Source organism: Nostoc sp. (assembly GCF_036917415.1).
Classification (GTDB): domain Bacteria; phylum Cyanobacteriota; class Cyanobacteriia; order Cyanobacteriales; family Nostocaceae; genus Nostoc.
This window is the reverse complement of sequence record NZ_JBALDJ010000091.1, coordinates 1-19,125: the sequence shown is the minus strand read 5'-3', so window position 1 is coordinate 19,125 and position 19,125 is coordinate 1. Positions and strand designations below refer to the sequence as shown.

Sequence of the window (19,125 nt, the reverse complement as noted above, 5' to 3'; positions counted from 1 at the left end):
TATCAAATATGGCACACTTTTTCTAGAAACCGACAAAAGCGATGTCTACGACGGGCTACGCCTACGCTTAAAACTTATCCTTTCAACTAACAGGTGATAAACCATAACTTGCTTCCTGAGTCTCCTGTAATTCTTGTTGCTTAATATTCTCTAATTGTGTCTCTAGTTGTAGCTTCACTTCATGACGGAAGCTGAAGAAGTGTTCACCAAAGCCCAATGCTACGAGGTAGTCATACAATAAATCCGGTTTCTGGAAAGCGATCGCAACCAATTGCCACCAAAAACACCAACGAGTTGAGCGAACAATACCCTGTCGCCAAACAATTATCCCAAATAAACGCAGCTCATGCCAAGTTATAGGACGTTTTCCCTTGGGACGCTTACCTGACATCAAGTTAAAGTGGTGGAAGGTGCGCTGAAGATAAAGCATCGGGTCGTATAAATTCCAAAAAGTATCAATATACTCTTTGATAATTTCTGACAAAGGACGAGTAGGTACAAAGTTCATCAAACCTTTCTGAGAACCCATAAAATCCATTAACCCTTCTTTGAGGCGTCCTTCTTGCTTGAGACGATTCCACATGGCTGTGTTCGGTAATGCTTGAAGCAACCCAAGATGGGCTTGAGGAATACCGGTTTGTTCTACAAATGTTTGAATGCGTTGTCCTGCACCTGGTTTTTCGCCATCAAAACCGATAATGAACCCAGACATAATTTGTAATCCGGCTCGTGTAATCTTGTTGCAAGACTCTAACAGCGATTGGCGGGTATTTTGTTCTTTATGGGCTACCGCTAAACTTTCGACATCCGGTGTTTCAATGCCCATAAATACCATTCTGAAACCAGCTTGCACCATTAAGTCAATCAGCTCGTCGTCCTCTGCTAGATTTAAAGACGCTTCTGTGAGTAACATGAATGGATAGTTACGCTGTTGCATCCAGGGAATTAGCGATCGCAAAAACACTTTAGCATTGCGTTTGTTGCCAATAAAGTTGTCATCTACAACAAATACCAATCGTCGCCAGCCCATTTGATATAAGACTTCCATCTCAGCCAGCATTTGCTCTGGTGTTTTTGTGCGCGGCTTGCGACCAAATAAGGTGATAATATCGCAAAATTCACACTGGAACGGACAGCCCCGCGAAAATTGTACGGTGATTGCTAGGTAAGCATCTAAGTCTAGCAAGTCGAAACGGGGTATAGGTGTTTGAGTGACATCGGGTTTTTCTATAGCGCGGAAAATTCCCTTTGTTTCTCCCCGCGCCAATGCTTCTAAAAATAAGGGGATAGTGCATTCCCCTTCATCCAAAATTAAATAATTAGCTCCTGCTTCCAAGGCAAATTCTGGTACTGAGGTAGCGAAAGGCCCGCCAACTACAACTTTTTTACCTAATGCTACCCCTTTTTGAATTAATTCCCACAAATCTTTTTTCTGGATAATCATTGCAGAGATGATTACCAAATCACACCAATCCCAGTCTTCATCTGTCTCTAGGCGGATATTGCGATCTACTAGTCTGATTTCCCAATCACTTGGTAGCATTGCCGCTACTGTAATTAAACCCAATGGCGGATTTGTAGAGCGTAAACCTGCCAAATCGAGGGTTTCCTGGTAAGACCAGAAAGAATTGGGCATTATGGGCCAGAGTAGTAAAGCTTTCATCAGCAGACTTCCCGGAGTAGAAAAGTTAATTAATTCCCAGGTTACTGCTACTTTCTCTAACAAAAACTTAAATTTTATCTAATAATTTTATTCGGCGATCGCGTAGACTACCCAACAAGGGCTATACCTTTGACAACCCCTGTGGTGTACGTACTAACAATCTCAGTTGTCAGTTAATTGCGGCGTAAATTTGACAGTTCTATTGAGCGATCGCTTTTCCTAGTTTTAGCTTGATAACGATACCGCCACATCACAAAGCCAGTAATAAATAAAATTAACGGTGCAAGCCCGACAAATACATAGAGGATACGGGATGGAAGCCCCCAAAAGGTACCATAGTGGAGAGGAACAAAAGAGTTGAGGACGCGATCGCCTAGTGATAACTTCAAACCGTTATCAACACGCAAAACCTTACCACTGTATTGATCGAGATAAACATTACTATTACCATACTCTATATTTTCCTGCGGTAACTTCATGCGAATTTGTAAAGCATCTTCTGGTTTCCCAGGGAAGTAAATACTTTTGGTAACAGCACCAGGTAAGGCAGCATCGGCAATTTTTAGTTGTTCTGTTAGATTTAAGGTTGATTTACCAGGAATAGGCTTGGATACTAGCTCAGATGGTTTTGGGGTGAATGTGACAGCGTAAATAATTGGCTCAGTGAAACCGCCAAAGTTCCAGCAAAAACCTGTAAAGCCAGTAAAGAATAAAAAAACTACAGCGATAATGCCAGCCACTTTATGAATATCAAAGTTCGCACGTTTAGGATGAGCATTAAGCTTGATTTTGAAGCCTGCAATTAGCTTACGCCAACCGGGCCACAGAACTAAACCTGTGATGGTGAGGACACACATAAAAAAGGCAGCAATGCCAACAATTCTAGTTCCAGTTTCACCTGACATCAGGCTGTAGTGCAGACTAAGGAGCGTACCTATTAGAGTTTTATCCGATATCCGCTCACCGATAATTTTGCCTGTATAAGGGTTGAGAAAAACTTCTGTCCTTTGATCGTTAGTTGTTGACAACTGTCCCACGTAGGGAGAAGAAGGAGTATCTGGTAAATAAATCCGAAAAAGATGGAGGTCGCTTCGTGCAGCATACTTCGTCTTAATTGTATTCATCACAGACTCTGGCGATACCTGCACCTGTTGGGGAGTAATCTGTCCATACTGTTGAGCGATCGCAAAATGGTCAAAATCTTGCTCAAACACTAATAAGCTACCTGTCAGACCAACGATAACCAGCACCAGTCCAACAAAAAGACCGATATATTGGTGTAGGTAAAAAACAGTATTGCGTAGTTTTTTCCAGGTCATACTCTTCACTTTTTAATTTGATTTTTACATTCTGATTTCTCGATGCAAAAAGGAAAGTATTGTTTCATATTCCGAAGCACTAAAAAACTCTTTTCTTTCTTATTTTTGCTGGGTCAAAACTGCACTGAAATCGTTCATAAAACAGTTAGTGGTGCTCCAGGAAGTAGATAGTAACCATGAGAATCGTAATAATTGGTATCAAAAAGATTTTTTAAGTTAAGACCGACTCGCCAATTTTCTTTTCTATAAAAAATAGAAGCATCAGTTCTCACATAGGAGGGAAGGACAACTTCATTATTTGGTAGTAAAGCTTCGCGATCGCCCACGAAAAATAGTCCTCCACAAAATCCAAATCCCTTCAGGGAACCACTTTGAAATTCATAGCTTGTCAGCAAGCTAGCGCTATTTCGTGGCGCACCAACTAATCTGTCACCTACAGGTATGCTGGGTTTGAGGTTGTTGTTGCGCTGTGGATGCAGCAGTTGCAACAGAGAAGATCAGACCCTCGTCTTGACTATCAAACAATTCGACCTGTGGTACACTCCCCTCACCGGTCACACTCACTCGGATAGTATTGGCATCAAAGTTAGTAACTGTAATCTCAGTAATACCTGCAATTGGTTTATCTGAGTGGAATGTAAATGCCTTACCCGACGGTAAATGTAGCTGTGCATTGGGAATATCAGCAATAAAGTTATTACCAGCACTGCGATTTGTGATTTGCAACTGTTCACCTTTGGTTGTCTGTAAAATCACCTTCACACCTGAAGAGGTAGGATTTGCCTTGACTCCCGTCACCTGCACAACTTCTGTTTGTAATATGTTTGCTGGTGTTGGTGACTGTTTTCGCTAGGCGATCGCTCAACCGATTTTCAGATTTGGGAATATCTTGCGCTTTTGCAGGCTGAACCAGCAAAATCAAAAGTATTAACAACCACTCCACTCTGTAACTGAATTTAGATACTAGCTGACTCATTTTGTCTCCACACGCCGTATTATTCCAGATGACAAAAAAAAACCTCATACCGTGCGTAGCTTTGATGCAGATGCCTATTGAGCTTAGAAGGTGAAAGAAACAGAGCCAATCACCGTAAACGGCTCACCTGGGTAAACAACGTCGCGTCCCTGAGTTTCCACATAGTAGTTAATGTCAAAAAGATTTTTGAAATTAAGACCAACCCTCCAGTTATCTTGCTTGTAAAACAGCGCTGCATCTGTGCGAAAATAACTCGGCAGAATAAGGGATTTGTCAATTTCTCCTGGGCGATCGCCTACATAATAAAGACCTAAACCAAAGCCTAACCCTTTAAAATTACCTTGTTGAAGTTCGTAAGTTGTCCAGAAACTGGCAGTATTTTCTGCCACGTTTTGCAGGCGATTGCCTACAGGTAAGTCATTATCACGGGTAACTCTGGCATCTGTATAACCATAGGTAGCAATCACATTCCAACCTGGTGTTAGTTGTCCGACGATATCAAGTTCAATGCCCTTGCTAGTTTGTTCTCCCACCTGAATGGAGTAATTGGAATAATTGGGATCGGGATCGGTAGTTAAAACGTTGGATTTTGTCAAGTGGTAAGCTGCCAATGTTGCTGAAAGTTTGCCATCAAACAACTCTCCTTTAACACCTACTTCGTACTGTTTACTGCGTTCGGGTACAAAAGCTGAGTTGTCCCTAGACCGTCCATACTGTGGTACAAAGGATTCTGCATAACTTGCATACAGAGAAACAGGAGGGGTGGGTTGATAGACAATGCCAACACGCGGTGTAAAGGCAGAATTATTATCGTTCGTTGCACTTTGGGCTGCTAAATCCTTCTGTAAAATATTCACCGTATCAAAACGACCGCCAAGGAGTAGCTTGAGGTTATCAGCAATAGTTACCTGGTCTTGCAGATAAAAGCCTAATGTATCCGTGAAATTTTGAACTATGTAAGGAGTAGTGGGACGGGTAATTGGAACAAAGTAAACGGGATTGAAAACATTAATGGATGCAAAAGGCCCGTTAGAAAAGCCATTGGAAACATCAGTGTAACGGTTCAGGTCTACGCCAAACAGCAGCTTGTGGGTAATTGTTCCTGTTTTGAAGTTACCAATAACATCTGTCTGGAGTCTGTAGTCCTCGCTGATGGTTCCACCAAAATTAGCGATGTCTCTTCTGCCTGTGAGTCCATCTGGTTCCAGCCCTATAAACTGAACGCGAATTTCATCACTCTTCCTTATGTTGGCGAATAAGGTCTGACGCAATTGCCAATTTTGACTGAAGCGGTGTTCGAGATTGTACCCAAACTTGTAGTTTGTGACAGTGCCTTCGTTAATGGAGGGTTCACCAAAAAATCGGCTGATGGGAACTAACCCAGGGCGATCGCCAATTGCAAACACTCCGCGATCGGGTTTATAATCTCTGTTATCGTATTCAAAAAATAGATTTAAATCAGTATTTTTACTAAGTTTCCAAGCGATGACTGGTGCAACAAATATGTTTTGGGAACTAATAAAATCTCTGAAACTACCAGCATTTTCGTAGGCAACATTGAGGCGATACAGTAAGGTTTTATCTGTATTCAGAGGTCCTGATAAATCCAAAGCTGAACGATAGAAAGCATAATTTCCAACATTTAAATCGACATTGTAGTAAGGGTCACTTAAAGGTTGTTTCGTCACTAAATTGACAATTCCACCTGGTTCAGTTTGTCCAAACAGCACAGAAGCAGGGCCTTTAAGTACCTCAACCCGTTCTACATTTGCAAAGTCTGTGGATGGGTTATTGTCACGAATTCCATCTCGAAAAGTAGTTTCTTGGCTAAATCCCCGAATTCTCACTCTATCAAAGGAGTTTTGATAGCCTGCACCTGGTGTTACCCCACTGACATTTTGCAGAACATCCCGCAATCGAGTTATTTTTTGATCCTCAATTATTTGTCGTGGAATCACCTGAATCGATTGTGGAATGTCGCGCAAAGGTGTATCAGTTTTAGTTGCAGTTGTTGCATCAGGTACGCGATATCCATCTTGCTCACCTGTCACCACCAATTCAATTGGTTCGTCACCTTGTGTTGATGGTTCTGGCTGTGTTTGACTTTCAGGCGGCTGTTGTTCGCGAGTTGGTTGGGTTTGAGGTTGTTGTGCAGTGGATGCAGCAGTTGCCACACTAAAAATTAAACCCTCATCTGGACTGTCAAATAACTCGACAGTTGGTATACCTACCTCACCGATCGCTGTCACTCGGATAGTATTGGCATCAAAGTTAGTCACTGTTATCTGTGTAACACCCGCTATTGGCTTTTCTGAGCGGAATGTAAATGCCTCACCACTGGGTAAACGCAGCTGTGCATTGGGAATCTCAGCAATGAAGTTATTACCAACACTGCGATTCGTGATTTGCAACTGTTCGCCTTTAGATGTCTGTAAAATCACCTCCACACCCTTAGCAGTCGGATTTGCCTTCACAGAAGTCACCTGCACAACTTCTGTTTGTGGCGTTTGGTTCTGTTGTTCTATCTGAGCCAGCCATTCTTTTACTGTTCTCGCAAAGCGATTTGGCTCTTGAATAGGATAAATTTTAGTTATTTCTTTTGCTTGCCCAGGTTTTATAACCACAGCAACCAGAAAACAGGAAATAAAAAACGATCGCGACAGTTTCATAACCCCACACACCCAACCAGATTTCTAAAAACAGAGCTAGCTACTTGCAAGTTACTCTTAATTAACTCTATTCAGGAGAATACGAAAAATTGAGCGATCGCATATATCTGAAACCGGATTTTTTTTTATCGGAATCGGGATCTTGCTTTTTTTATCAGCCTTTGCGCCGATGATAGTCTATTTATAAAGTGTTAATTTGAAGTTGTATAAATGCTATCTTTTGTCAGAGCTTGTGTTCGATGACGATACCACCACATCACAAAGCCAGTGATAAATAGAATTAACGGTGCAAGCCTGAGAAAGACATATAAAATTCGCGTAGCTAAACCGCCAAAGGTACCGTAATGCAACGAGGAAGATGAGTTGAGTACAACCTCAGCGCGGGTTGGGTTTAATCCATCTTATATTCGCAGCACTTTGCCGCTAAATTGGTCAAGAAAAAGCTGTGTACTACCCTACTTGCTGGTTTCTTGGGGCTGTTTTTTGCTGACGGGGCGACGAAATAGCTTAAAAAGCTTATGAGATAAAGAATGCAGCAATTTATGGTAGAAAAAGATCGGTCTACTTTTGTCAATAAAACCTATCTATCGATAAGCTTATATGGTCAAACTTGGGTTAATTTTCTAGAAAAATGCCAAGATTTAGTCATCTTAATAAAATTAAATCGCAATAAGCATAAGTATTATCAACGGGGTCTAAGGGCTATGGAGCTTATTTTATCTGCATCCTAGCCTTTTTTGTCGCCCCGTCAGCTTTACAAGACTTAGAACGAGTCTCAGGAGTGAGTGCTAGAACTATAGAAAAATGGGATAATCACCTAACTTGGTAGGGTAGCACAGTTGTGCTACCCTACTACGATAATCTGTGTTCTACCTAATTAAAAAGATGTAATATTACACAAATGCGATATTTAAATGCGATCGCTAGCTAAATCAACTAAACTGCGAAAATGCCCATTCTGAGAAAATCCTTCTGCTATGATTTGTTGATAAACTGCCTCATAGCCATCAGTCATGTGCTTAACGCTGAAAAAGTTTTTAATATACTGACGACAGGCATAGCGATCTAACTCCATGACGCGATCGATGGCACTGATGCACTCTTGAATATTATTGCAGAGGAAACCAGTCTTCCCGTGGGAAATTATCTCTTCAGTAGAACCTAATTTCATCGCAATCACTGGCGTACCTGAAGCCATAGACTCTACCATCACCAATCCAAAGGGTTCCCGCCAAGTAATCGGAAATAGAGTTGCTACTGCACCACCCATCAGAGCATTTTTTTGAGTATGGTTGGCTTCACCCAGATACTCAATTTGCTCTCCGTCAATGTGCGGTTTAATTTCTTTTTCAAAGTATTCGACATCAACGACATCAATCTTACCTGCCATTTTTAAATGCCAACCAGTTTCTTTGGCAATTTCTATAGCTAAGTGCGCTCCCTTCTCTGGAGAAATCCGACCTAAAAACGCTAAGTAAGGAGGATCTTCTGGTTGGGAATGAAACTTATAACTGCTGACATCAATCCCGTTGTAAACCGTCGCGACATAGTTCAATTTTAACCTTGGTTCTCGTTGTGCATCAGAGATATTTACGTAGGGTTGTTTTTTACCAAAATTAAACATCTTTTCGTTATCAGGGGTAAAAATACCGTGCAACGTATGAACCGTAGGAGTTTTTACCAGATTTGCGTAAGCCAGCGCCCCATATCCGATATGGGAGTGAATAATATCAAACTCTTCTGCACGTTCGTACACCGAAGCGAGATTCAGCATCTCGTAAATACCATAATCTTTAATAGTAGGATCTAGTCTGAGAGCGCGGGGATGAACTGAAGTTAGTTTTGCCAGACTAATAGAATCTCCCGATGCAAATAAAGTTACTTCGTGTCCGCGCCGGACTAATTCATCGGTCAGTAACCCTACTACTAACTCTATGCCACCATAAGCTGGAGGCGGAACTCTCTCCCATAATGGAGCTACTTGAGCAATTCGCATCATAAACCTCCTAAAAAATAAAAATTGAATTAGAAGTTTTTTATTTCTGTCGTTTTAGTGCTTGTAATTGATTCGCTTTACATCAGAAAGTAACTTCAGATACTAAACTTATTAACAATTGCCTTTAAATCTTAAGCTCTTATTTCTAGAGTTTCCGTCTATCCTAGTACGGAAATTATCCACTCCTAAAGAGGTAAATACACTCTGGATTATTAATTTTTGGTGATTTGCTGCAATGTTAAATATAGATTTTTTTGGCAAATACTAATTTACTAAAATCGTCAAAATCTCAGCTAAATACTGATATTATGCGAAAAATCTCTGCTATCGCCTGTCAATTATCTAATTTACAAATGCTATTAAAGAATAAATTGTGTAGAGACTCTTTAGGCGGCTTTCCGTACTCTCAAGGATAATCTGGAACAGCCCCAAAGTAAAGTTTTGTAAAGTAAGTAGTTGGAAATCAGAAGTAGCAATTTTTCTTATAAGTTATATAAGTTCTTAAAAGTAACAATTAACTATTAGAAATATTCAAAAATTAAATATGTGTTATCCAAAACCCTTATAGAGACGTAGCAGTGCTACGTTTCTTTTTCACCAGATGTCTAGTATGGGCGAAAGTTTATCTACCTTATAACCAATTGTTCAAGCTGCTTGTCTGATTAATTGAGATACTATTGGATTCTCCACTAGTCAAAAAAGAGAAGATAGTTAAATCATTGACTTATTACATTAAATGTGATACTCTAAATCTCTATCAAGAAAAATCATATATAAACGTGAATATCTCTCTACCTATCAAAAAACCGCGTGTCTCATGGCAGGCGGTTTTCTCACTGTTAATATTTGTGTTCATGTACCTGCCCATACTGGTACTTGGCTTTTATAGCTTCAATCAGTCGCCCTACAGTGCAACTTGGCAAGGATTCACTCTCGATTGGTATCGCAAGTTGTTCAGTGACGATCGCATCTTATCAGCTTTGCAAAACAGTATGATAGTTGCTGGTTGTGCCGTAGCAATTTCAGCAGTGCTGGGAACCTTGATGGCGGTAGGGTTGGCGCGTTACGAATTTCCTGGCAAGAAATTGTATCGTGGTATTGCTTACCTACCATTGATTATTCCCGATATTGCGATCGCAGTGGCTACCCTAGTATGTCTAGCAGCCTTTGCGATACCTTTGAGTTTGTGGACGATAGTTGCAGCCCATATCGTGTTTTGTCTGGCATACGTCGGACTTGTGGTTGCTTCCCGACTAACTAATTTAGATCCCCACTTAGAAGAAGCAGCACTAGATTTAGGCGCGACACCAACCCAAGCTTTCATCAAAGTATTGTTACCTCAATTAATGCCTGGGATTGTCGCTGGTTGTCTATTGGCTTTTGTCCTTAGCTTAGATGACTTTCTCATTGCCAGTTTTACTGCTGGTAGCGGTTCTAGCACCCTGCCAATGGAAATTTTTAGCCGCATTAGAACCGGAGTTAAACCTGATATTAATGCTCTGAGTGTCATGTTAATTTCAGTATCCGCGATCGTTGCGCTTGTAGCTGAATTAATTCGCGCTTCTGGAGAGAATAAAACTTTTAAATAAGAGTCGCAATTTGCAATAAAAGTTATAGTTAGGTGATTTCGTTCTTCGTGAACTTTTTTAGATAGCGAACAACAGTTATATTAAAATTTAGGGTGCATTACGGCAAGCCTAACGCTCCAATATTATGGCAATGTGCCATACTTTCTGCTAACACAACGTCATAGTATAGATAAGTAATACCAATTGTAAAAAAATGCGACAAATACACCATTTGTAGAAACGCGATTCATCGCGTCTTAACCCAAGTATGTGTTGCAATCATTAATTAAATTGGTATAAATAAATATAATTTATTCATCCTTATGCCCTCGTGTGAAAGATAGTTTTAAACACATGAATAAACTTCCGTGTTCGCTTCTCTACATAACTGTTTTCAATTAGATAATATTGGGGCTAACTTTGGAGAAGATGCTATTTCCCCCTCATTATGCAAATCTGCCAAAATCCCAATTGCTCAAATCCATTCAACTCTGATAGCAATAGATTTTGCGTGAGTTGCGGACAAAGCAACTTTGGCAAACTTCTCAGAAACCGTTACCGCGTATTAAGACTCTTAGGTGAAGGTGGATTTAGTAGAACATATTCTACAGAAGATGTAGACAGACTAAACGCCCCTTGCGTCATCAAGCAATTTTTTCCGCAGTTTCAGGGAACAGGACAACGCACTAAAGCCGCAGAATTTTTCAAAGAAGAGGCTTTTCGGTTGTATGAACTGGGAGAAAATCATACCCAAATTCCTAGATTACTAGCTTATTTTGAACAAGGTACTAGCTTATATCTCGTACAAGAATTTATTCAAGGAAAAACTCTCTTACAAGAAGTTCAGCAACAAATTTATGGCGAACAACAAATTTGGGAACTTTTAGCTGATTTATTGCCAGTTCTAGAATTCATTCATACCCATAACGTCATTCATCGGGATATCAAACCAGAAAATATCATTCGCCGTGCAAGTGATAAAAAACCCGTCTTAATTGACTTTGGCGGTGCTAAACAGGTGACACAAACCAGTATAGGAAGACAAGCTACGGTAATTTATACCCTTGGCTATGCCCCAACAGAACAAATGGCTGGATTTGCTTGTCACGGCAGTGATTTGTATGCTTTGGGCGTAACTTGTGTGCGTCTTTTAACTCAATGTTTGCCTTTGCAGGATGCTTCTGGACAGATTAATGACCCTATTTATGATGCCATGAGCGCTAAATGGTTGTGGCGCGAACGTTTACAAAAAAAAGGTATTACTATCAGCGACGAATTAGGAAAAATTTTAGATAAATTACTCAAACATCTACCAAGTGAAAGGTATCAAACAGCAGTAGAAGTCATTAATGATTTGAAGTTTGCCACATTGAACATTGAACCTGTTGCCTTAAAAATTGTTTCGATACCTCAACCTATATTACCGCCGCTATCACAAAAAGTAATCGTACCATTACCCCCATTAGAAACTTTTGAATTTGACGTAGTGACAGTAGACACAGGTGGTAGAGAAGTAAACCGCATGAACTGTAATGCAAACTTCTTTGCTGAAGAATTAGGTAAGTCTGTCACATTAGAAATGGTATCAATTCCTGGTGGTACTTACATCATGGGTTCGCCGGAATTTGAAGGAGATGCTGACGAACGTCCTCGACATCAAGTTAGCGTTGAACCATTTTTTATGGGGAAATTTCCTGTAACTCAAGCACAGTGGAGAGTGGTAGCAGCTTTACCCAAAGTCAAACAAGCTTTAAATCCCCATCCATCGAAATTCAAAGGTCTAGATAGACCAGTGGAAAATGTATCTTGGTATGAGGCTGTAGAATTCTGTCTCAGGCTATCAGAAAAAACTGGACGCGACTATCGTTTACCGAGTGAAGCTGAATGGGAATATGCTTGTCGGGCTGGAACTACAACCTCATTCCATTTTGGCGAAACCATTACTCCTGAGTTAGTCAGCTGCACTATGGAGACAAAAAGCAAATTCCGTAAAGAAACAACAAACGTCGGTAGTTTTGAAGTCGCCAACGCCTTTGGATTGTACGATATGCACGGGTTAGTTTGGGAATGGTGTGCTGATTCGTGGCATAACAATTACAACGACGCACCCTTAGATGGAACAGCTTGGGAAGTTGGCGGCGATATAAATCGTCGGGTGCTACGCGGTGGTTCTTGGAGTTTCAGTCCAGAACTGTGTCGCAGTGCTAGCCGTAGCTGGAATGAGTCAGACGGTGGACTGAGGATTTGTGGCTTTAGAGTAGTATTTTCTGTAGAGGAGATTATTTAGTAATTTAATTACAAGTCTATATAAATTATGAATAACAGAATTGAGAAAGGTGACATAGTAGTTATAAATAAAAGTGGAAAATACCATCAGCAAGTGGGTGAAGTTAGTGAGGTAGATTACAATATTTTCTTTGTGAAAATAGTCTTAGTAAAGTTAGGTAATAAAGAAGAAGCCTTTGAAGAAAAAGATTTAAAATTAGAAGCTAAAAAGCCTAGTATGCAAGAAATTATTACATCAATAGACAAAATTTTAGAACAAGTCGATCGGATTCACCACTTGCCGACAAAAGAAAAAGTAGAGTTACCTAACCGTCTGAAATATCTGAAATTAGATATTCCTAAACTAGATAAGCAATTGATTCAAAAAAACTTTGATAGTATATATAAAATATTCGCAGCAACAAGAGAAACAGACTCATCAGCAAGCTTTTGGCAGGAAATAGATCCTAATTTGGATAAAATAAGCTGGTGGATTAGAACAAGTCTGTGAACTAAGAAGTAAATCAGCTTTCTATGGTTCTCAGCTAGAGTCTGCGAATACTTAATTAGACTTCTTGCATGAATCAAAAACCCTCACCCTAAATCCCTCTCTCAAGATTGGCAGAGGGACTTTGAAATTTGCTCCTAAATAATTGGCATTGGACATAATTAAACGTAGCTATATTGTTTTCCTCTTATATCCTTAATGCTTTATACCTTATACCTTACGCTTCATTCTGACTAGTAATTTTTATTTGTACCCGCATACTCAATTTTGTATTTGTAGCTGTATGGTTTAAATTTTGTTATTAACTGGATGTTGACATAATCTTAAGTTTTGAGAATATTTTTTTAGCGGAATTTTTTAAATTTATATATTAACAAAGAACGTTTTATTAGATAAAATAAACTACGAAGATCGTCAGAAATATATATGCGTTTTTTTCAGTTTGCAGGAATTCTTGGTTGTACGACAGCAGCTTTTATCTCAATAACACCGATACAGGTAGATGCTGCAACTTTTAAAGTGATATCTGGAGTCACCAGCATCGATCGCGAGCACGAGGAGATTCTTAGTAGTATTGGGCTAAATTTGACAGGCACTAATCAGACAGTTGCACCAATTCCTAGCAATTATTTAGTTGGTTTCAACATCGACTCACTTACTAATTTCACGTTCAGTGACGAGGGCGGTTTTACTCCGCTCTCAGGTACAATCGAGCATACTGGTACTGTTACATTCGATCAAATTACTATTGGTGATTTTTCAATCGGTTTTGCTCCAAGACGTACTCTCACAGGTGCCAGCGGACTTGTTTTAAGAGACACGTTTTCTTTAAATACAATTTTGTTTGATTTGAGCACTCCGGGACTTGTGGCATTTGATGGCCAAAATTTAACCATCCCTGATGTTCAATTGTTGATTTCTCCAGAGTTTGCTGATATATTAGACCACCCTGAATTGTCCGGTTTGTTTGCTGGAAATGCACGAATTGATGCTCAAGTTGCTGCCGTCCCTGAACCTGATAGTGTACTAGCAACTTTAGTAGCAGGTGCGGCTCTTTTAGCAGCTAGATTTTATACTCAAAAAATTAAATGCACCTGATATTTTGAAGCATAGCCAACCAAAAGTTCGCTCTACAACCAACGCTTAATCCTTTTCAAATCTCGTTTCTAGCTCCGACTAGGAGCGAGACAACCCAATTATCAGGCAATAAAGTTCAGAATGAGCAACAAAATCCAGATGTAGAGACGCGATTTATCGCGTCTTGAAAGACCAATTATTTACACCAATAACCCTTAACCCAAGGGTATTAAATTATCAGGTGTGCTGAGTGGGAAACGTCAGGAGCAATCCAGGACAAATACGAGCCATCTGATAAGACTTGCTGGACTGGAAATTTCACGTTTTTTGGTATTCGTCCTAAGTAATCAGATTTTTGTATTAGTGTCGCTTGTACCATTACATAAGAATGTAACCCTCTATCCCAGATCAGCAACATCCCAACACTTACAGAGCGTAACAACTTTTTAGCACTGACTCGTTCTCCAATTCAATAGGGACACTATCATTGCCATCTACAATTAAATGTGTTCCGGCTTCAATCAACAATACCAAACGTAAACCCTTATTTTCTCGTTGAGTAGTGACTCGATGATAAGCAGAGCATCAACGATCTTAGTTCTGGATAAAATCCTTATCTAATAAAACTTTCAAGCTTATCCCAGTTTTCGGTTCGCCTGCTACTCAAGCCCGAAATCTAGATGCATTGTTGTCCGCACTAGACCACAAAGATATCTTAGAAATTAATTTTTTAAGACAATTTATTCTTTGGAACTCCCTAATTATTCGTAAGCGTAGGGGATTTTTTGAATTAGCCAGGAATTTTCGACGAAATAGAAGCTTGTTTTTATTTGTACAGAGTATAAAAAAGCTATCAAATATCTAGCTGAAATGGTAAGATTTTCTGAAATCCATTTCTGTGCCTTTGTAGGTTTAGAATCTATCCCACTAATAAGATTCTTTTAATCCAGATCTAAATAGTAGCAAGGTTAATGAATGCATCAAAATATACTTTTTGTCGTTCCTGATGAATGGTTAGACGACGATATTTGCGTTGATACCAAGCAAAACAACGTTCCTATTAAAATCTTGAAACGGCGATTTTAATAGGTCTACCTCTATTTTTCTTGGTTTTCCATAGCTGTTTTGGTATTTGGGGTCGAAGACCCCGCTTACGTTACGTAGGGCAGCACGTTTTTATGAGTGAATCGTAACCTTTATCAGCAGCAAATACCTGAAATTTTTTACCTGGTCTGCCACGTTTTAAAGTTTCTTGATAAAACTATTTTCTGTAGTAGTTAAAGAGGTGAGTAATTGCTGTGAATTAGAGTTCTTTGCTTATTTCACTATGATGGTCGCACAATGATTTAAAAATAGTCATCTTTTTCATAAAAATGATTAAAATATGCTCTACATATTTCTGGAATTTAATACTAGCTTTAAAATTTATCAGAATTTTAGGAGTGTTACTTGCTTTTTACCAGGGTAGTGCCTTGGCTGATGTCTTAGCTTATCCTGCGGAAAATGTTAGTAGTTCAAGTTTAAATTTCAACATTAAGAGCCAGAGACAGTCCGTTGAAGAAATTGAAAACTTAGCTTTGTCAGGAACTCGTCTGTTGACAAGCCAGCACCAATTTCGTCAGATGCCAGTATTCACAACAGGCTTATCAAACTTGCAGCAATTAACATTAGACCCAATTTTGTTGTCTCAAGTTCTCGACTCGGAGCCAAAACAGCCAATCCCAATTCCACAGCCACGACCAGAACCTGCCCTTGAACTTCCTCTTAAAAAATTTCCCTCCTCTGAAGAACACTTAGACCTTCCTCAAAGTATCATCGTTAGCAAATTCGAGTTTGATGGGAATACGGCCTTTAGCGACGAAAAGTTAACTAAAGTTACTGCCCAATTCACCAAGCGATCGCTAACCTTTGTAGAATTACTACAAGTTGAAGCTACTGTTACCAAACTCTATACCGATGCGGGGTATCTCAATTGTGGTGCTGTGATTCCGGCTGGTCAAACCTTATCTCAACGGGGATCTGTCGTCAAAATCCAGATTATTGAAGGAGGGTTAGAAGAAATTGCGGTAACGGGTACACGACGGTTGAACTCGAATTACATCCGCAGCCGATTAGCTATTGCCACAGCTAGACCCCTAAATCAAAAGCGTTTGCTGTCAGCTTTGCAACTATTGCAACTTGACCCCCTAATTCAGAATATATCAGCCGAATTGTCTGCTGGGTCGCGTCCAGAATTAAGTTTACTGACAGTCAAGGTAGTAGAAGCCGACTCCTTTAATACAGAATTTTTTATAGATAATGGTCGTGCGCCTAGTGTTGGCAGCTTACGACGCGGTGTCCGCATTAACGAAGGAAATTTATTCGGTTTTGGGGATGCCTTGAATCTGGAATATATCAATACTGATGGTAGCAACGCCTTTGACTTGCGCTATAACATACCCGTTAATCCTCGTAATGGCACAGTTACCCTTAGAGGTGGATTGACGAGTATTGAAATTGTCGAACCACCCTTTGACCGCATAGATATCATTGGTAATGCCAATTATTTCGAGTTAGGCTTCCGTCAACCTTTAATCTTATCTCCCAACAGAGAATTTGCTGTGGGTCTATCCGTATTACGACAAGAAAGCAAATCTGAAGTGCAAGGTTTTCCCCTGGTGTCAGCAGGTGCTAACGAACAGGGAGAAACCCGTATCTCTGCCTTGCAATTCTTCCAAGAATATCAGCAGCGTAATTCTCAACAAGCCTTAGCCCTGCGCTCTCAATTTAACCTTGGTTTAGATATCTTCAATGCTACCGTCAACAATGACCCTCCTGATAGTCGGTTTTTTTCTTGGCGGGGACAAGGACAATACGTGCGACTTTTAGCACCACAAACTTTACTGGTGATCCGTTCTGACCTGCAATTGTCAACCCGTGCCCTTGTGCCTTTAGAGCAATTTGGGCTGGGCGGTCTGCGTAGTGTTCGAGGTTATCGACAGGATATTCTCCTGACAGATAACGGCTTTTTAGCATCAGCAGAAGTGCAATTACCAGTACTGCGGGTAGAAAAGGTCGGAGGAGTTTTGCAAGTAGTGCCGTTTATAGATTTTGGTGTGGGTTGGAATAGTTCTGGCAATTCAAACCAAAATACTAATACCTCGACTAATACCTTGCTGGGGTTGGGATTGGGTTTACAGTGGCAAATGGGCGATCGCCTTAATGCTCGTCTTGATTATGGGATTCCATTAACAGATATTCAAGACAGAGGCAGGACTTTGCAGGAAGACGGTATTTATTTCTCAATAGTTGCGAGTCCTTTCTAAAAATTTTTTGCTTAGAAATCTCTGATTAGCAAAAGTCTAGGAGTCAAAAGTTATGCAATACGTCAAGCGATCGCTCCTGTTCAATACTTTACCTCTATCTCTAGGGGTGAATTTTATGTTGGCTTTGTTGTCTTGTATTGCTCCCTGTCCGACAAAAGCACAAATCATACCTGATGGGACTCTAGGCGATAAAAATTCAATTGTAGTACCAGACGACATTGTTAACGGCAAACCTCCTACTGACCGGATTTATGGGGGAGCAATTCAAGGAAGCAACCTATTCCACAGCTTCAAAGAATTTAACGTTGATAAAGGAGCAGAAGCCTATTTTATAAATCCAGGAGGAATTACGAATATTTTGACTAGGGTAACAGGAGGTAATCCCTCGAATATTTTGGGATCTCTGGGGGTTTTGGGCCCAGCTAATCTGTTTTTGATTAATCCTAAAGGAATTGTCTTTGGCCCCAATGCCCGTTTGGATATGGGGGGTTCCTTTGTCGCTTCTACCGCAGATAGCCTAGTGTTTGATAATGGTTTTGAGTTTAGTGCCACGAACCCGCAAGCACCACTTTTAACCGTAAATATTCCTGTGGGATTGCGATTTAGAGATGCTTCAGGAAAGATTATCAATCGATCTAAAGCTACTGTTGATGGTATTTCGATAGGTCTACAGATACCACCACAAAAAACTTTGGCTCTTATAGGCGGTAATGTTGACCTAGAGGGCGGTTGGCTCTTAGGCAGTGATGTCCAGATTGAAATTGCAAGTGTTGCTGATAGCAGTCTGGTCAATTTCATCAATAGCGATACTGGCTATAAGTTTGACTATTCAGGCGTTGAAAACTTCCAAGATATTCTTTTATCAGATCAAGCCATTGTTAATATCAATACCAATGGTAGCGGCAGTATTCGGATGCAGGGTAGAAACGTTACCCTCAATGGTGAGTCGAGGCTGTTTATTAATAATTCAGGAAGTCAATATGGCGGAGGGGTTCTTATCCAAGCAGAGCAGCTGACCCTTGACAATGCCTCAATTAGTGCGGATGTACGTGGGTTAGGGCAAGGAGGAAATGTAACTATAGAAACTCAAGATTTGCTAGTCCAGAATGGAGCGAGAATATATACCACAACTTTTGGGGGTGGAAATGGTAGCACAGTCAAGATTAATGCTACAGATTCAGTCGTAATGGAAGGAGAATCTCAATCTCAACAAGGGTTTTTTAGTGGTGTACAGAGTGTAGTGGCAGGAGGGGCTTCGGGGGATGCAGGTGGAGTTGAGATTAACACAGCCTCCTTTTTGCTGAAAGATGGTGCCAGATTAGATACCACAACTTTTGGCGGTGGAGATGGTGGCAAGGTGACAATTAAAGCTACAGATTCAACAGTGATTCAAGGAGAATCTCAACAAGGGTTATTCAGTGGTGTACTGAGCCTAGCGGCAGGAGGGGCTTCGGGGAATGCAGGTGAAGTTGAGATTAACACAGCCTCCTTTTTGCTGAAAGATGGTGCCAGATTAGATACCACAACTTTTGGAGATGGCAAGGGTGGCACAGTCAAGATTAATGCCACAGATTCAGTCGTAATGGAAGGAGAATCTAGGCGCCAAGAACGCCTTAGTGGAATAGAAAGCGTAGTGGGAGGAGGTGCTTCGGGAGATGCAGGTGGAATTGAGATTAACACAGCTTCCTTTTTGCTGAAAGATGGTGCCAGATTAGATACCACAACTTTTGGCGGTGGAGATGGTGGCAAGGTGACAATTAAAGCTACAGATTCAACAGT

12 protein-coding genes and 3 pseudogenes are annotated in these 19,125 nt (G+C 40.4%); 6 read left to right on the top strand and 9 right to left on the bottom strand.

Annotation, left to right across the window (positions count from 1 at the left end):
- Nucleotides 1-82 precede the first annotated feature (82 nt).
- The 8 genes and pseudogenes from V7K41_RS19455 to V7K41_RS19420 form a co-directional block, all read right to left on the bottom strand.
- Nucleotides 83-1,663, bottom strand: coding sequence for a B12-binding domain-containing radical SAM protein (locus tag V7K41_RS19455; protein ID WP_334850784.1), 1,581 nt, complete (start codon nt 1,661-1,663; stop codon nt 83-85).
- A 173-nt stretch (nt 1,664-1,836) separates the two neighbouring features.
- Complete coding sequence (locus V7K41_RS19450; RefSeq protein ID WP_334850762.1) at nt 1,837-2,982, bottom strand: PepSY-associated TM helix domain-containing protein; 1,146 nt, start codon at nt 2,980-2,982, stop codon at nt 1,837-1,839.
- Nucleotides 2,983-3,116: 134 nt separating this feature from the next.
- On the bottom strand, nt 3,117-3,377 hold the full coding sequence (locus tag V7K41_RS19445) for a hypothetical protein (protein WP_442943228.1): 261 nt from the start codon (nt 3,375-3,377) through the stop codon (nt 3,117-3,119).
- A 49-nt stretch (nt 3,378-3,426) separates the two neighbouring features.
- A pseudogene (locus tag V7K41_RS19440) lies at nt 3,427-3,825 on the bottom strand (AMIN domain-containing protein); the annotation flags it as partial.
- A complete protein-coding gene (locus tag V7K41_RS19435) occupies nt 3,713-3,958 on the bottom strand; it encodes a hypothetical protein (protein WP_334850759.1) in 246 nt (81 codons plus the stop codon). The gene V7K41_RS19435 and the pseudogene V7K41_RS19440, both read right to left, overlap by 113 nt.
- Before the next feature lie 83 nt (nt 3,959-4,041).
- Nucleotides 4,042-6,582 (bottom strand): TonB-dependent siderophore receptor, encoded by a 2,541-nt coding sequence (locus tag V7K41_RS19430; protein ID WP_334850757.1) that lies wholly within the window; start codon nt 6,580-6,582, stop codon nt 4,042-4,044.
- Nucleotides 6,583-6,818: 236 nt separating this feature from the next.
- Nucleotides 6,819-6,995: pseudogene (locus V7K41_RS32950) on the bottom strand (PepSY domain-containing protein); the annotation flags it as partial.
- 542 nt (nt 6,996-7,537) lie between these two features.
- Nucleotides 7,538-8,623 carry a glycosyltransferase family 4 protein gene (locus tag V7K41_RS19420; protein WP_334850781.1) on the bottom strand — a complete coding sequence of 362 codons (1,086 nt, stop codon included), beginning with the start codon at nt 8,621-8,623 and terminating at the stop codon, nt 7,538-7,540.
- 779 nt (nt 8,624-9,402) lie between these two features.
- Between V7K41_RS19420 and V7K41_RS19415 the strand changes: the two genes are divergently transcribed.
- The 4 genes from V7K41_RS19415 to V7K41_RS19400 all read left to right on the top strand — a co-directional run bounded on the left by V7K41_RS19415 (nt 9,403) and on the right by V7K41_RS19400 (nt 14,062).
- Nucleotides 9,403-10,212 (top strand): ABC transporter permease, encoded by an 810-nt coding sequence (locus V7K41_RS19415; protein WP_334850755.1) that lies wholly within the window; start codon nt 9,403-9,405, stop codon nt 10,210-10,212.
- A gap of 427 nt (nt 10,213-10,639) precedes the next feature.
- Nucleotides 10,640-12,478 carry a bifunctional serine/threonine-protein kinase/formylglycine-generating enzyme family protein gene (locus tag V7K41_RS19410; protein ID WP_334850753.1) on the top strand — a complete coding sequence of 613 codons (1,839 nt, stop codon included), beginning with the start codon at nt 10,640-10,642 and terminating at the stop codon, nt 12,476-12,478.
- A gap of 27 nt (nt 12,479-12,505) precedes the next feature.
- Entirely contained in the window at nt 12,506-12,967 is a 462-nt protein-coding gene (locus V7K41_RS19405; RefSeq protein WP_334850751.1) for a hypothetical protein, read from the top strand.
- Nucleotides 12,968-13,390: 423 nt separating this feature from the next.
- The gene (locus V7K41_RS19400) at nt 13,391-14,062 is read left to right on the top strand and encodes a hypothetical protein (protein WP_334850749.1); all 672 of its coding nucleotides are present in this window, start codon (nt 13,391-13,393) and stop codon (nt 14,060-14,062) included.
- Between the two features lie 241 nt (nt 14,063-14,303).
- On the opposite strand, the pseudogene V7K41_RS19395 reads toward V7K41_RS19400, so the two are convergent.
- Nucleotides 14,304-14,581: pseudogene (locus tag V7K41_RS19395) on the bottom strand (IS4 family transposase); the annotation flags it as partial.
- Nucleotides 14,582-15,414: 833 nt separating this feature from the next.
- Between V7K41_RS19395 and V7K41_RS19390 the strand changes: the two are divergent.
- Nucleotides 15,415-17,346 (top strand): ShlB/FhaC/HecB family hemolysin secretion/activation protein, encoded by a 1,932-nt coding sequence (locus tag V7K41_RS19390; protein WP_334850747.1) that lies wholly within the window; start codon nt 15,415-15,417, stop codon nt 17,344-17,346.
- A 52-nt stretch (nt 17,347-17,398) separates the two neighbouring features.
- Nucleotides 17,399-19,125, top strand: a 1,727-nt coding sequence (locus tag V7K41_RS19385; RefSeq protein ID WP_334850745.1) for a filamentous hemagglutinin N-terminal domain-containing protein, incomplete at its 3' end; no start/stop codon positions are given.